We start from the raw sequence: 14,554 nt of genomic DNA, 5'->3' as shown, positions 1-14,554 counted from the left end.
TGTGGTGTGCTTACGCATACGCCGCAGGTATTGCGCGAATCGACAAAAAACCTAAATTTCATAAACCGTAACTTGGGCTAAGTATCTTAACGGAATTTGCTCTTGGAGATATAAGTATCGTATTTTCTCGAATCTCTTTATCTAAGCAGAGTCCGTGAGGAATTGCTGTCAAAATCAAGATTTTTTGTTGCTGAGTTAGTTTAATCGGAAATTTAGGTGAGGAAGCAGATGCAGCTGTTACTCCACTAGGATTTGAATTTTCTTTAAAATTTGTTGATAACTTCGCTTGCTGTTTTTTGATTTCCTGTTCAACTTCTTGAATTTGCGTTTGAACTTCCTTAATTTCCTGCTCTAATTGAAAACGAGTAGCTGCATCAACTTTAATGATTTTTTCTCGTTGTAGAAATAAAAGCTTATTTTGCAACAACTCATAATTATCTTGCAGTTGTTTGTGAATATCTTGCGTCATCGCTCAGTCCTCTATACTAAGTATCTAGGATACCTGATAACAGGCAAGGCGATCGCAAAGGTGACCAAAGATATCGAACACCATTTTAGTAAAAACTTATTAATTTGTTACATATAACGAGTTTGTTAAGTTTTCAGTTCTGCTTGATATTCTTCATTCAAAGCCTCGATAAAAAACGAACTAACAGCAAAGCAGAAGTTATTTATAAAGATAATATTAAAAAAATAGTAAAGATACTCGTAAAGTGAGAACCTTTATTACAAGTATGAATATACACAATTAATAAAGATGAACCCTCAATCTAGAAATCCTATTCGTTTATTAAAAGATTCGCGTACTTTAGTTACTCCAATACATAAATTAGTTTTATTACTATTTATTCCTTATGGAATATTTATCATAGTTTCACTATTTATTCCTAATAATTTATCTATTTTATTAGGTTTTTTGTATGGACTATCTATTCAGACTATCTCTAAATTCTCAGCTTTTTTTTATATTTATCAATATCTTATAAATAGTGATACTACTATTTATAACTCTCTCAAATTTGTGATTGGTAAGTACCTCCAAATACTTCTTTGTAACGTATTAATTTATTTAATCACTTTACCTGCTTTTTTATTATTAATAGTTCCTGGAATATATGTTAGCAATCGTTTAGCATTTGCTCCCTACGCAATTGTGATTGAAAATTGTTCGGCAGCAGATGGGATTAGACAGAGTTGGCAATTAGTTAAAGGAAAATGGTGGTCTGTTTTTTGGGCTTTATTAGTCGTATCGATACTTCTATGGATACCCATAATACTTATTCCATTTGTTGCTGCTAATGCTTTTAGTGTTTCAGGCTGGGAGGTTTTTTTGGGAACGTCACCTTCACTTTATGCCAATATTATATCTTCATTAGTTGTTGGAGCATTTATACTAATGTCAAATCCAATATTGATAGCTTATGAATTACTTTTGTATATGAATTTGAGAGCTTTGAGAAGTGGAGAATAAAATATGCTCATAGGTGTTGAGTGAACAATAAAAAATAATCAAGCTAAAAATTCTGTATCCATTCAGCGAATTCTCCGATTTCAAATATTTCATTATGGTCAGATGGTTGGCGAGCCGGGTCAGGATTTTGTGGTGATGATAATCGCCTATAAATATAATCACACTCTATCCCATCTAATTTAGTCTGTTGTGTAATTTTCCAGTCTTCAATGCAAGCACCTGTTAAACAACTACCAGTTAAATCAGCTTTGTCAAGGTGTGTTTTAATTAACTTTGTCCTTGATAAATCAGCATCTTGTAAATTTGTTTCTCTCATGTCTGTGCTAATTAGACTTGCGTCTGCTAAATTAATCCCAGATAAATCTAATCCTCGTAATGAAAAACCTTCGAGATTTTTTCCTTGTCCCATTCTCGTAACCAATAATTCTCGAATTTGCGAATTCTTCAAATAGCTTTGACTAAAGTTAACTTGATATAGCTTCTTACATTCAAACCAGTTAGTTCGCGTAATATTAGCTTTTCTCAAATCAGCGTTGTTAAGTCTTGCATAAGAGAAGTTGGCATCTGTTAAATTAGCTCCTCTAAAGCTGGTTCCTCCTATAGTCGTAAAGAAAAGTGCAGTTTTCCAAATAAAACAATATTTCTCATCTCCATCTGATGCACACCAACCGATATAAGCACCAGGGGCCGCTAAAAGTATAACTGCGATCGCAGCTTCAATTCCAGTTTCAAACAATGTCATTAATAGAGTTATCAGCCATAGTACAATCCCAACAAAACCTATTGTCCAAACCCAAGCCTTACCAATTGTTCCTGCTATAACCCAAAACAAAGCCTCGACAATTGTTATTCCGACAGTTATTAATCCAAATAAAAATATTCCAAAAAACCAAAATGTACCCGAAAACCAATCTGGAAACCCAGGAGGTAGATTAGTTGCAAATATTGCCGCAATTACAAAGATAAAACACAGGACGGCAGAAATGAAACCAGCACCGATAATCCACAATCCAGACCAAACTCCCATAAAGCCCAATGCACCATTACCAGAAGAACTTGCAGCCGCTATTAGAGTTAAAATTCCAGAAGTTCCAAAAATCAAAACTATTATCCAGCCCCAACCCCCAGCTGCCCAAGTTGCAAAAAGAGTAAAAAATAGAACCAAACTGCCAAAAGTTGCAAGAGCGATCGCTCCTACGGTTGCTTCAATACCCTTGTTAAAAATAATGATATGAAACAGTGTAAAAACTATCAAACTAAAGAAAGTAAATGACAAGAAAATTTCACTACTTGGCTTAAATATAAAATTATGTAAGGCATAACCAAAACTTATGAAAGTAGAAGCTAATAGTATTGATAAGAGTAATGAAAACAGAATTAATATAATTACATAGTAACGTCGTAATCCGGTAATTGTATAACTAAAGTTTGCACCAATAAGATTAGCATTAGTAAAATTGGCTCCTCGAATATCGCAATAGGAAAAGTCGGCATATCTGAGGTCATTACCTTTAAAAGTTCGACCTCTAAGATTTGTACGACGATAATTTTTATATGCTTTTGAAGGTAAAACGTCAAGTTTGTCTTTGACTTCTTTAGGAATAGGTAAATTAACTCCAACAATCCTTGTAATATTTTTTCCTGGTTCAACTAACTTGCCCAATTCATCTGTTGCACTATCCAAATTTCCACGGGCAAACATTGCCATTCCTTGAGCATAACTACATAGTGCTGTGAATTCGTCTGCGAAAGTCTTTCCAAGTGTTTTTAATAGCGATGCCATTCGGATAATTTCAGATTTATCATTATGGTTCAAGTTAGCAAAAATCAAAGCCAATTCATGGGCTGCTTGTCTAGGACGTGTCTGAGCTAACGCTGTCAGCCATTGAGCTTCAGCTAAATCTCGAATATATAAGTCATCACTATAAAGGTCTTGATGAACGTAACCTATGATAAACTCAGATAATTGCTTGACTCTTTCTTGCCCAAATTTTTCATGTTTTTTCAATTGGCTTAATAGCTGATTTCGTACTTCGACATCCATCTCATAAAGTTCGTATCCCACTTCATGACAAAATCCAGAAAGAAGAACATCTGCAACAGCTTCCCAAGGAACATTGAGTAATTGACCATGAATATCTAGGCAAAAGTGTAGCCGCAAGCGATACAATAAATCAGGAGAGAGTGCAGCTGCAATAGCTGCATGATAAGCAAAAAACAAATGTGGTTCGCCAAAATGTTCCTCAAAAGATGCAATGCGTCGGGTTACAATTTCCGATTTTCTTTCATCAACCGAAATAGTTGAGGAATTTATTTCACTCATTGCCTATATCCCCCAAAGAAATTGCCCCGTAATATCCTAATGGCATTATCTAAACCATGACGACTCAATTCAAACATTGGAACAATCTTGGCGATTTCATTAGCTGTTGTACCGAACCAACGCGAACGTGGCATGGGATTGATCCAAGCAATATATTTAACACGTTTTCTCAAAAATTCTAGAAAATTTTCTGTTAATTTAAGTCTTTCTGAATTAAATCTTCCCCGTGCTGCACCTGCATCACTAAAAAACAGCACAACTACATTCTGAGATTGAAAACTACCGAAAAGATCATGAATTAGTTCTGCTTTTTGAAAATAAGAGTCTTGGTAAAGATATTCTATTGGACAGTTATGAAAGTAATATGTATTAGCTTGTTGTAAGCGTCCTCCTCTAACAGCTGTTTCAGTTAATCGTTCCGAAAAAATATGAAAAGGTAACATCGAGCCATCGCGATCGATAAGTAATATCAAATTTGTTTTATTGACTTTGGGTGGTACTAATATTGGTTCCAGAAATATACTTTGTTCTACGATTTTTTTAATTGTTGCATCAACATCTAGTTCCGTTGGCAGACCTTGCCTGATAACTCTACGTAAATAACGCCAGCTTTGCTTCATCTGCCGACGAGTCACAGGAAAATATTCATCAGTAACAACAAAACTATCAGGTTTTTTGATTTTTCTTGTTTTTTTTCTATTGTTAGCATCTGTTAATGAAGAAAAGGGCAACTTCTCATCTGCTTGCCATTTTCTTTGTAAATATGGACTGGAATCAATTTGAGAAATACTATGCTTACGTAAAGATAGAAAACTACGGATAATATTTTGAGCATCTACATTGACTTCGGTAAATCTTCTAAAAATTATATATACAAAAATTAGAGCAATCAAAATAAATAAAAATATCCAAATCCAAATATTATATTGAATGGAAGACCCATTTATTTCAAATGACTGTATATCTTTAGCACCGCGATTGTCAGTGACTTGTAACTTAACATAAGAATCTGTCTTAGCTTGCTGTAAAGCAGTTTCAGAGGTAATTATTCCCTGCAAAACTGCTTTTCCATTTCCATAATTAGTTAAATTTAGCCATGAAGGTTTTTGTTGAGCAGTAACAGTCAAAACGTCATTTCTATTTAAGTCTTTGGCTTCAATATTATATATATATAATTCGCCTATTTTTACCTCTGTTACAGGTTGACTTAAAAATTTTGGGGGAAAATTTACTAATAAAAATAACAAATTAATAATTATAACAATTGTAATTGTACTTAAAAATGTTATAATTAAAAATTTTATCTTCATAATTGAATTAACAAGTGAACGAATATTAATTAACCATCTTTGATAAGGATTTAAGGAAATTTTAGATTCAGAAATAATGGAGCTTGATGAACCTGAATTGACATAGTTATTATCGTTTACTATGACTTTTTCAAAATAATAATCGAATAACCGCTTTTCTTCCTCAGATTTGACCCATAAAGTCTGACATAACCTTTTCAAAGCAGCTTTGTCACTAATTCCAAACCCACCTTGCAAGGACTTTAAAACTAATTTATACTCATCAATCCCAAGTGGTAAACCAGCATCCTGTAACCTAGTAAATAGTTCCAGCAAGGGTAAGTTATTAGCGTCCACGACTCCCTCTCAAATATCGCAGATGGTCATCCCAAGTCTTCAACAATACCTCCGCATAGGGCAATTTCCCATCCAATTCCAATTTTGCTAAAACCTCATCTTCGGGATACCTACGCAAAACGCGAAACCAATCAATTAACTCGCTGGTAGTGACTTTCTTTCCGGTTTCTCCCTTATCTTTCGCCATATCGTCACGCAATTTCAAAAATCTTGCCAGAGCTTTATTTATCAACGCTTCTGGTGCTGCGGGAAAGTGACTGTTAACTATTTCGACTAACCTGGGGATGCTAGGAAATTCCACTTTGTGAAACAGACACCTCCGCAAAAAAGCATCGGGTAAGTCCTTCTCGTCGTTGCTGGTAATAAAAACTATTGGTGCTGCTTTGGCTTGAATATTTTCTCCTGTTTCATCAACAATAAAGCGTTGTTCATCAAGTTCCAAAAGTAAATCGTTGGGAAAATCAATGTCAGCTTTATCGATTTCATCAATTAAGACCACCGTGCGCTCTGTATTTTGAAATGCACGTCCCAATGCTCCCCATTGTACATAGGTTGCAGGATTGGTAATACGGGGTATATCTTCATCTTTAATCATTCTTGCCGTAGCAGCAAGTTGAGCATCTCTTAGTCTACCGACAGCATCGTAGGTATAACGTCCATCTTTTGCACGGGTGGTAGATTTGATATACCAGGCTTCTAATGGTAAATCCAATTCGTAGGCAACTGCACGTGCTAACCGAGTTTTACCGCATCCCGGTTCACCTTTGAGTAGTAACGGACGTTCGAGGTAAATTGCTAAATTTACCGCTTCGATTAACTCATCGTAGGGTAAATAAGGATACAAAAGTTGCCCATTTAGATCGCGATCGCCCAATTTCGGCTGTACTTTTCCTGTATACTCAAGTTGTTTATAATTCACAGTGTTAACCACTTATCTTTTACTTCATACCAGTTACACTCACAGCGATCGCATATCTCCGAAAATGCCAGTTCAGGAATGCCACTGTCGCTATTGTCTAAAATTTCTTGTCCGAGGTCGTTTTTTTGACTAATTACTTCAGTCAAAGGTAATTCATCAAATTCCATCTCTACTGTATTCAACCACTCGTTTAGCTCATGCTTACAAAATCGATTGATAACGGGTAATTTAACGGGTATTTTGGCTTCCCAATTGGGTTCAATTCTCTCAAAAAATAGTGTTTCTCGCGTTCCCACACAGCCTTCATAGTCTACAAGTAACATTAATAATCTGTATTTTTGCGTAGATGATGCTGTCTTTCGTGCCTGTGTTGCTAGTGGTAGCCAAAATTCATGGATTAATTTCTCTAAATAATTTTCTGGCATACAATTAACGTCGTGAAAAATCAGCACAACGTTTTGTGTTTGCCAGCATTGATAAACGCGATCAATTATTTCTGGAGCTGTATTTTGTCTGTGCAAACCAAAACGTCCCCCAAGTTCTCGCCAAAGGGTAGAAATATCTGTTCTACGTCCGATGCGATGGAGTTCTACGGGTAAGGGTAAGGTTTTGTTAGTCGTTCCGCTGTCGATATGTTGCGTCACTAGACGATTCAGCAGCCAACGTTGTCCGTAGTCGGGACAACCGTGGATCAGAAACGCACCAATAGATTGTGATCGCACAAATTTTTTAAACGCGAGAATTTGGTCTTTATAGCCTAATTTTAATAAAGCCAGGTATAATTTTTGACTATTTACGCTGCAATTAATACTTCCAATTTCTAGCTTGAGAACTTCCCGTTGTGTTTTTGCTTCTTCAATTTCTTGAACAAGCTGAAACAATACTAAAGGGTTTGCTTCGGTAATTTCTTTACCCTTTAGAAATAAAATCTTTTCATCTAGGAGTTCAACTAGTTGCAGTAATTTCTCAAGATGATTCATGTAAGTGGTGACACATACCGTAACAGTTAGTTCCGAGAGTGCCATCTCAAGACAACTTGATTTTATCTAGCTACATCGCCAACACACTCTATTACAGATATATACCAGAATTGTTTTATTTGTAAAAGGGGTGCAACGACTGTGGGAATCATAACTAATTACCCGGACTTGATATAACTCAGCACTTAACACGGGCTAAACCATAGCTATCCGTTAACAGCACTCTTAATACCCCTACTGAGCATAGGTGAGTGGATCTACGATTCCCAATTCGGCAAAAGCTGCTAGCCGTAAGCGACAAGAATCACACACACCGCAGGCGACATCTCCACCGGTATAGCAAGACCAAGTTAGCTCCCAAGGAACTCCCAATTGGTTCCCCAGTTGGATAATTTCAGTTTTTTTCAAGTTGATTAGGGGTGCAACAATATTAATTGGTTGTCCCTCACGCCCTTGTTTGGTTCCCAGGCGAAAAACTTCCTGCATTGCCTGGATATAGTCGGGACGACAATCAGGATATCCTGAGTAATCTAAGGCATTGACACCGATATAGACACGCTCTGCTGCGATCGCTTCGGCATAAGCAAGAGCAAAGCTTAAAAATATGGTATTACGAGCCGGAACATAGGTGACAGGAATATTTTGAGACATTTCATCCAGCGATCGCTCCTGGGGTAAATCAATGGCGTTATCGGTAAGGGCTGAACCACCCCATTGTCGTAAGTCAAAATTAACTACCTGATGTTTTGCGATCGCCGCTTTTTGAGCAACGGTGACGGCTGACTGTAACTCTCGTCGGTGTCGCTGCTGGTAATCAAAGGAAATAGCATGACATTCACAGCCATCAGCCTGAGCTTTGTACAGAACAGTGGAAGAGTCTAATCCCCCAGATAACAAAATTACAGCTTTCATGTCAGTTGCAAATTTTGGATTTCAAATCGCCAAATCACACCTTCATAAGATGCCCAAACTATCTATACAAAAGATATTTGGATTACGGGAACCGATCACAAACTTTGAAATTCTTCATAAACATAGGCTCTATGTTACCATCTGGATGGTTTTAGACGGATAGTAACCGGCTTTCGAGTATAAACGCCAACGGCCGTAGCGTCTCTAAATTTGGTGGTTGAGGAGAGAATAATAGTGCAAAATAGCATATCAGTGGCAGAACCGAATCCATATACACAGCGCAACCAGCCACGACCGATCCGCATAGGCGTGATTGGAGTGGGTAACATGGGACAACACCACGCTCGTGTGCTGAGTTCAATGAAAGATGTTGAACTAGTGGGAGTGGCAGATATTAACGTTGAGAGAGGGTTAGAAACTGCCAGCAAGTATAAAGTGCGTTTTTTTGAAGATTACTGTGACCTGCTACCCCTTGTGGAAGCAGTTTGTGTAGCTGTTCCCACTCGTCTGCACTATGCCGTGGGTATCAACTGTCTGTTGGCGGGAATTCATGTTTTGATTGAAAAACCGATCGCAGCCAGTATTTCTGAGGCAGAGTCTTTAGTAAATGCCGCAGCTGAGTCTGGGTGTATCCTGCAAGTAGGTCATATTGAGCGTTTCAACCCAGCTTTTAAAGAACTGAGCCAAGTCCTGAAAACTGAGGAATTGCTGGCGCTAGAAGCCCACAGGATGAGTCCTTACTCTGATCGGGCAAACGATGTTTCGGTTGTGCTGGATTTAATGATCCATGACATCGACCTACTTTTGGAATTAGCTGCTTCCCCAGTCACGAAATTGACTGCTAGCGGTACTCGCGCCCTAGACTCTGGTTATTTAGATTACGTAACTGCCACCTTGGGGTTTGCTAATGGTATTGTTGCTACTTTGACTGCTAGTAAAGTCACTCACCGAAAAATTCGCCGGATTGTCGCCCATTGCAAAAATTCATTCACTGAGGCAGATTTTCTCAAGAATGAAATTTTAATTCACCGACAAACCACTGCCAATTCTCTCACCGACCACCGACAAGTACTTTACAGGCAAGATGGTGTGATTGAAAAAGTCTACACCACCAATATTCAACCCCTGAGCGCAGAGTTAGAACATTTTGTCAACTGTGTACACGGTGGCAATCAACCCTCAGTAGGTGGTGAACAAGCTCTCAAAGCCCTAAGACTGGCAAGTTTGATTGAGCAAATGGCCCTAGAAGATCGAGTTTGGAATCCCTTAGACTGGCAATCGGAACCGAGAGTACAATCATTGACTCCGACAGCTTAGAAGAAGAAAAGGGGATGAGGGGGATGAGGGGGATGAGGGGGATGAGGGGGACAAGGTAAAATTTTCTCTCTTTTCTCCCCTACTTTGCTACAGCCGCAACCTCAGAAGAAAACCCTAAAGTATGTTTTTAAATTTGCCATCAAATCTTTAGATCCTCTCTAGTCTTTTAAAAAACCGACTAAGGGGGATCTAAAAAATTAGACAATAAAACCTAGTGGTTCGTTCCATTAATTTTGTCAAGTTCGTAGTGAGCGATTTATCGCTCAATCTCAAGGGCTAGAGCTACTTACGAATTTTTATAACCCTCGAAATTAATCAAACAGATCCCTAGACTTGCACTCGGCTTACTCTGTTTCTGTGTTGCGATACCAACTTTCATAATGCAGCAATTTTAGGAATTGACTCAATGCTTGAATGGATAACTAATACTATCAACTATTTTGGCTATTGGGGAATCGCCCTATTAATGTTCCTAGAGAACCTTTTTCCCCCGATTCCTTCAGAATTGATTATGCCACTGGCTGGATTTACAGCAAGTCCATATCAACCAGGAGGGGCAAAACTCAATATCATTGGTGTGTTTTTCGCAGGACTTTTGGGTTCTGTATTGGGCGCACTTATTTGGTATTACCCGGGTAAATTTTTGGGCGAAACCCGTTTGAAAGCTTGGGCTGACAAGTATGGCAAATGGCTGGCTATATCCAGTAAAGATATCACCAAGGCTAAAAAGTGGTTTGACCGACAAGGTACAAAAGCAGTATTAATTGGTCGTCTTGTACCAGGAATCCGCACCTTGATTTCTGTTCCCGCAGGTATCAGTAATATGCCCTTACTACCATTTCTGTTTTACACAACAGTAGGTAGCGCGGCTTGGGTGGGTTTGCTAACATACTCAGGATACGCGTTGGGTAGTCAGTATGAACTTGTGGACAAGTACCTTGCTCCTGTATCGAAAATCGTACTTGGAGGTCTGGTTTTGGCATTTGTTTTCTGGATATTCAAGCGCCAGTTAAGACGCACTAGAAGATGAAACACGGACGCTTTTGGTTTGAAAGCAGTGAAAGCAGGGGTTACATCTGGCCAAAATTCGCCTACACTATGCCAAATAATACTAGATGTGCGAAGGCATGAGCTGATCAGAGGTATGGCCGGAATTAATTTTTGGCGTATTTCTAGCTACACTTGACGCAACCTAGAATTTCTGGTTGCTCGCATTTTTGTAAGATGAGCATGACAACTTTTTACAGTTAAGTTTGAACTAGGAGCTTTCATGACAGACCAACCTTCCGCCGCTACCCCGATTAATGCTGCTGCTATACCGATGAATCGAGTGTCAGCATCGACTCCCATCAATGCTGTTAATCCTGCCAAGCCAGGCGGTGTTCCAGGGAAAACTATTCTCAGTGTTGATTTAGGCAGAACTTCCACAAAAACTTGTGTAAGCCGCGAACCGAATAATGTGGTGTTCGTACCTGCCAACGTGAAGCAGATGTCAATAGAACAAGTACGCGGCGGTGTTTTTGAAGCCAGGGCTACTGACCCCTTAATGGATTTGTGGCTGGAGTATCAAGGAAATGGATATGCTGTTGGTCAATTGGCAGCAGATTTTGGGGCCAATCTAGGAGTCGGACAATCTAAGGTAGAGGCTGCACTGGTAAAAGTGTTAGCAAGTGCAGGCTACTTCAAACTCAAAGACGATATTTCGGTTGTACTTGGTTTGCCTTTTCTTTCCTTAGAGCAATTTGAAAAGGAAAAAGCACAGTTAATCAGCCAAGTAGGTGGGCCTCATGTCTTGAACTTTCGAGGCGAATCTGTGTCGCTGAACGTCAATAAAGTTTGGGTAATGCCAGAGGGCTACGGCAGCCTGCTGTGGTCTGAAGCTCAACCGAAGAAAAGTCCTGGCAGTCCCGATTTTACAAAAATATCGGTGGCGATCGTTGATATTGGACATCAAACCGTCGATCTTTTGATGGTAGATAACTTCCGCTTTGCCAGAGGTGCTTCTAGGAGCGAAGACTTCGGTATGAATAAGTTTTATGAATTGGTGTCTGCCGAAATCGAGGGAGCAGATAGTCAATCTCTAGCGCTGATTTCTGCTGTTAACAAACCCAGAGGTGAACGCTATTACCGTCCTAAAGGGGCTAGCAAGCCCACTAACCTAGATGATTTTCTTCCCAACCTTACGGAGATGTTTTCTCGCGAAATTTGTAGCCGTGTGCTAGCCTGGTTGCCAGAACGTGTCACCGATGTAATTCTCACTGGCGGGGGTGGTGAGTTCTTTTGGGACGACGTTCAACGTCTGCTCAAAGAAGCAAAGATTAATGCTCATTTAGCAGCACCTTCACGACAAGCGAATGCTTTGGGGCAGTATATTTATGGAGAGGCCCAATTATCCTCCAATCGCGCTGCTAGGGCATAAAGCTGATGTTCCAATGGTCAAAAAAGGTAGTTAAATCCGTCACGTTCAACCCAGAGCTTGCTGATGAAAGCTTGTTAGCGCAAGTAGAAAGTTATTTGGAAAAACAACCAGACAAGACTTTCAGCGACCTCTGTAAAGAAGCCTTATGGCAATCTTTATGTGTACCGGAACCTCTACAACCTGCTCCACAAACAGCAGCAACACCGATTGAACAACAAATCGGTGAGCTGCAACGTCAAGTGGCTGGACTTGAGGAACGTTTTTTTGCCAAGGGATCTAATCGTTTGGAGGCGATGGAACACCATCTACTGCAACTTTCTCAACAAGTTGCACAACTGGCGCTGATAGTCAACGATCGCTCGTTTATTCCGTCTGCAAGTCAATTAGAAGTAGTAAATAATACTTCTTATCCGGTTGCTACCCCTCCTCAAGAGGTTGACCCTGTAATCAGTCGCCTTAGTCAGTTTCTCGATGATTTTTAAGGAACAATTAGATTTGGGGACTTCCAATTTAAAAAATACTCAACTACTTCTTGTGGGGTGGGCGACACCAGCGTCCGTAGTCAAGGGCGGGCATTTCCGCCCACCCCACAAGATTGAATAATTTATTTATTGGAAGTCCCTTGTGAGCAGTTTTTGCTCCTCTCAACAATCCTTAATAGTTAATACTATTAAGGATTATTAATGTTTATTGAGATTTGTCTAGATGGCGCGATCGCTCTTTTTCTCAGGTGCGTTAGGAAGACAGTAAAGGCACCTAATTTTGCCAAAACTACTTAGGTAAAAGCTGCCGCAGTGCTGCCACAAGTTGGTCAACACTTTCCTTACGACTATTAAAACCCATCAGTCCGACGCGCCAGACTTGATTAGCTAGTTCGCCAAGACCACCGCCAATTTCAATATTATGTTCATTGAGTAATTGCCGGGCGATCGCCTTACCGTCTACCCCTGCTGGAATGCGGACAGTGGTAAGCGTTGGCAGTCTATACTGCTCTTGGACGTGCATACTCAGTCCTAAATTCTCCAACTCTTCCCAGAGATATTCTACGTTTTTTTGATGCCGTTGCCAGGAGTTTGCTAATCCCTCTTCTGCAAGCAAACGCAGTGCTTCCCGCAATGCATAGTATAAATTAATCGGTGCTGTATGGTGATAGGTGCGTTCAGGGCCCCAATACTTGCTCAGTAAGGACATATCCAAATACCAGTTTGCAACCTTCCTTTGGCGCTGTTGCAATTTCTCAACCGCACGCGCACTCATGGTAAAAGGCGAAGCACCAGGGGGACAACTCAACCCTTTTTGGCTACAACTATAGGCGAGGTCAACTCCCCAAGTATCTAAAAACAAGGGGACACCACCCAAACTTGTCACCGTATCCACCAGCAGCAAAGTGCCAAATTCAGCACACAAATCAGCAACCCCTTCTAAGGGTTGACGTGCGCCAGTGGAGGTTTCGGCATGAACTAAAGCTAAAATAGCTGGACGATGAGTTTTTAAGGCAGTTTGGAGTTCGTCGAGGTTGAAGATTTGTCCCCAAGGTTTGGTAATGGTTCGCACATCTGCACCATATCGTCCAGCCATATCCACAAGGCGATTACCAAAGTAACCAGCTACACCAATCAAAACCACATCACCTGGTTCTACAGCATTGGTGATGGTTGCTTCCATTGCGGCTGTTCCCGTACCACTGACTGCAATAGTGAGTGGGTTTTCTGTTTGCCATACGTAGCGTAGCAACGACTGAATTTCATCCATGAGTGCGAGAAAAGCTGGGTCAAGATGCCCAAGGGGTGAGGTATTCATCGCCTGGAGAACTGTGGGATGGGCATTGGATGGGCCTGGGCCCAATAGTAGACGGGATGGGATTTCTAGAGGTGTCAGTTGCAAGTGGTCAGAGTCGTTGATTGAAATTGTTTGCGTCATAATCTGTCTTCGCCTAGACGATACTTACCGCATCATAGAGCGAACGCATCACCAATGTTTTAGTGAATCTTTCCTTTGCCAGAAGATGCGATTGCCGCAAAGTATTACACTGATTAAAACAAATGTGTGACACTGTACTTATTCACTTACCCAGAGACATAATTATGGTTTTTGCTGGCAACCGACCAAATAATTTAGGTATTAGTAATGGTAAATTAGCGCCCTGCCCTAATTCCCCTAACTGCGTTTCTAGTCAGAGTGCGGATGCAACTCACAAAATTGCACCACTAAGTTTCACATCTACTCCAGAAGAAGCGATTACTAATCTTAAAAAGATTATTCAGTCTTTACCAAGAACCAAAATCATTACCGAAAGTCAAGATTATTTATATGTAGAATTTAAAAGTGCTTTACTGCGATTTGTCGATGATGTAGAATTCTATTTAGACCGGAATGCTAATGTTATCCAAGTGCGTTCAGCTTCCCGCTTAGGTCAGAGCGATTTAGGTGTTAATCGTCAACGAATAGAGACAATTAGAACGAAGTTCAAGTAATTTGTAATTAAGCTTGCGAACTTAATGGGCAAGCTTAATTACAAATTACGAATTAGTTAAACCGGAGTAGATAAGTAGAGCGGCGTAAATAAT

The 14,554-nt window shown here is 39.8% G+C and carries 13 protein-coding genes; 6 read left to right on the top strand and 7 right to left on the bottom strand.

From position 1 onward, the window contains the following. Positions 1–58 precede the first annotated feature (58 nt). Entirely contained in the window at positions 59–469 is a 411-nt protein-coding gene (locus LC605_RS14470; RefSeq protein WP_229548220.1) for a hypothetical protein, read from the bottom strand. A gap of 288 nt (positions 470–757) precedes the next feature. Between LC605_RS14470 and LC605_RS14465 the strand changes: the two genes are divergently transcribed. After that, positions 758–1,471, top strand: a complete 714-nt coding sequence (locus LC605_RS14465) for a hypothetical protein (protein WP_229548219.1) — start codon at positions 758–760, stop codon at positions 1,469–1,471. Positions 1,472–1,514: 43 nt separating this feature from the next. Here the strand turns inward: LC605_RS14465 and LC605_RS14460 are convergent, their stop codons facing one another. The 5 genes from LC605_RS14460 to queC all read right to left on the bottom strand — a co-directional run bounded on the left by LC605_RS14460 (position 1,515) and on the right by queC (position 8,251). After that, entirely contained in the window at positions 1,515–3,794 is a 2,280-nt protein-coding gene (locus tag LC605_RS14460) for a pentapeptide repeat-containing protein (RefSeq protein ID WP_229548218.1), read from the bottom strand. Continuing rightward, entirely contained in the window at positions 3,791–5,440 is a 1,650-nt protein-coding gene (locus LC605_RS14455; protein WP_229548217.1) for a hypothetical protein, read from the bottom strand. The genes LC605_RS14460 and LC605_RS14455 overlap by 4 nt, the downstream gene beginning before the upstream one ends. Beyond that, the gene (locus tag LC605_RS14450; protein ID WP_309143264.1) at positions 5,430–6,359 is read right to left on the bottom strand and encodes a MoxR family ATPase; all 930 of its coding nucleotides are present in this window, start codon (positions 6,357–6,359) and stop codon (positions 5,430–5,432) included. The genes LC605_RS14455 and LC605_RS14450 overlap by 11 nt, the downstream gene beginning before the upstream one ends. Then, positions 6,356–7,384 (bottom strand): hypothetical protein, encoded by a 1,029-nt coding sequence (locus LC605_RS14445; protein ID WP_229548215.1) that lies wholly within the window; start codon positions 7,382–7,384, stop codon positions 6,356–6,358. Before LC605_RS14445 ends, LC605_RS14450 begins: the two co-directional genes overlap by 4 nt. A 189-nt stretch (positions 7,385–7,573) precedes the next feature. Beyond that, positions 7,574–8,251, bottom strand: a complete 678-nt coding sequence (gene queC / locus LC605_RS14440) for a 7-cyano-7-deazaguanine synthase QueC (RefSeq protein WP_229548214.1) — start codon at positions 8,249–8,251, stop codon at positions 7,574–7,576. 234 nt (positions 8,252–8,485) lie between these two features. Here queC and LC605_RS14435 point away from each other — a divergent pair, with 234 nt between their 5' ends. The 4 genes from LC605_RS14435 to LC605_RS14420 all read left to right on the top strand — a co-directional run bounded on the left by LC605_RS14435 (position 8,486) and on the right by LC605_RS14420 (position 12,469). After that, positions 8,486–9,568 (top strand): Gfo/Idh/MocA family protein, encoded by a 1,083-nt coding sequence (locus LC605_RS14435; protein WP_229548213.1) that lies wholly within the window; start codon positions 8,486–8,488, stop codon positions 9,566–9,568. Positions 9,569–9,974: 406 nt separating this feature from the next. Further along, complete coding sequence (locus LC605_RS14430; protein WP_229548212.1) at positions 9,975–10,598, top strand: DedA family protein; 624 nt, start codon at positions 9,975–9,977, stop codon at positions 10,596–10,598. Between the two features lie 240 nt (positions 10,599–10,838). Then, positions 10,839–11,987 (top strand): ParM/StbA family protein, encoded by a 1,149-nt coding sequence (locus tag LC605_RS14425; protein ID WP_229548211.1) that lies wholly within the window; start codon positions 10,839–10,841, stop codon positions 11,985–11,987. 5 nt (positions 11,988–11,992) lie between these two features. After that, a complete protein-coding gene (locus tag LC605_RS14420; protein WP_229548210.1) occupies positions 11,993–12,469 on the top strand; it encodes a plasmid segregation centromere-binding protein ParR in 477 nt (158 codons plus the stop codon). 289 nt (positions 12,470–12,758) lie between these two features. Here the strand turns inward: LC605_RS14420 and LC605_RS14415 are convergent, their stop codons facing one another. Next, on the bottom strand, positions 12,759–13,907 hold the full coding sequence (locus tag LC605_RS14415) for an alanine--glyoxylate aminotransferase family protein (protein WP_229548209.1): 1,149 nt from the start codon (positions 13,905–13,907) through the stop codon (positions 12,759–12,761). A 164-nt stretch (positions 13,908–14,071) separates the two neighbouring features. On the opposite strand from LC605_RS14415, the gene LC605_RS14410 reads away from it, so the two are divergent. Continuing rightward, positions 14,072–14,461, top strand: a complete 390-nt coding sequence (locus LC605_RS14410) for a DUF1499 domain-containing protein (protein ID WP_229548208.1) — start codon at positions 14,072–14,074, stop codon at positions 14,459–14,461. Positions 14,462–14,554 lie beyond the last annotated feature (93 nt).

The organism is Nostoc sp. CHAB 5836 (assembly GCF_020829445.1).
Lineage (GTDB): Bacteria > Cyanobacteriota > Cyanobacteriia > Cyanobacteriales > Nostocaceae > Nostoc.
The sequence above is the reverse complement of the archived record's forward strand: the minus strand, read 5'-3'. Positions and strand labels throughout refer to the sequence as shown.

Coding starts and splice junctions, on each gene's coding strand:
- LC605_RS14420 (WP_229548210.1), top strand. CDS start 11,993: ATGTTCCAATGGTCAAAAAAGGTAGTTAAATCCGTCACGTTCAACCCA.
- LC605_RS14465 (WP_229548219.1), top strand. CDS start 758: ATGAACCCTCAATCTAGAAATCCTATTCGTTTATTAAAAGATTCGCGT.
- queC (WP_229548214.1), bottom strand. CDS start 8,251: ATGAAAGCTGTAATTTTGTTATCTGGGGGATTAGACTCTTCCACTGTT.
- LC605_RS14410 (WP_229548208.1), top strand. CDS start 14,072: ATGGTTTTTGCTGGCAACCGACCAAATAATTTAGGTATTAGTAATGGT.
- LC605_RS14460 (WP_229548218.1), bottom strand. CDS start 3,794: ATGAGTGAAATAAATTCCTCAACTATTTCGGTTGATGAAAGAAAATCG.
- LC605_RS14470 (WP_229548220.1), bottom strand. CDS start 469: ATGACGCAAGATATTCACAAACAACTGCAAGATAATTATGAGTTGTTG.
- LC605_RS14430 (WP_229548212.1), top strand. CDS start 9,975: ATGCTTGAATGGATAACTAATACTATCAACTATTTTGGCTATTGGGGA.
- LC605_RS14425 (WP_229548211.1), top strand. CDS start 10,839: ATGACAGACCAACCTTCCGCCGCTACCCCGATTAATGCTGCTGCTATA.
- LC605_RS14415 (WP_229548209.1), bottom strand. CDS start 13,907: ATGACGCAAACAATTTCAATCAACGACTCTGACCACTTGCAACTGACA.
- LC605_RS14445 (WP_229548215.1), bottom strand. CDS start 7,384: ATGGCACTCTCGGAACTAACTGTTACGGTATGTGTCACCACTTACATG.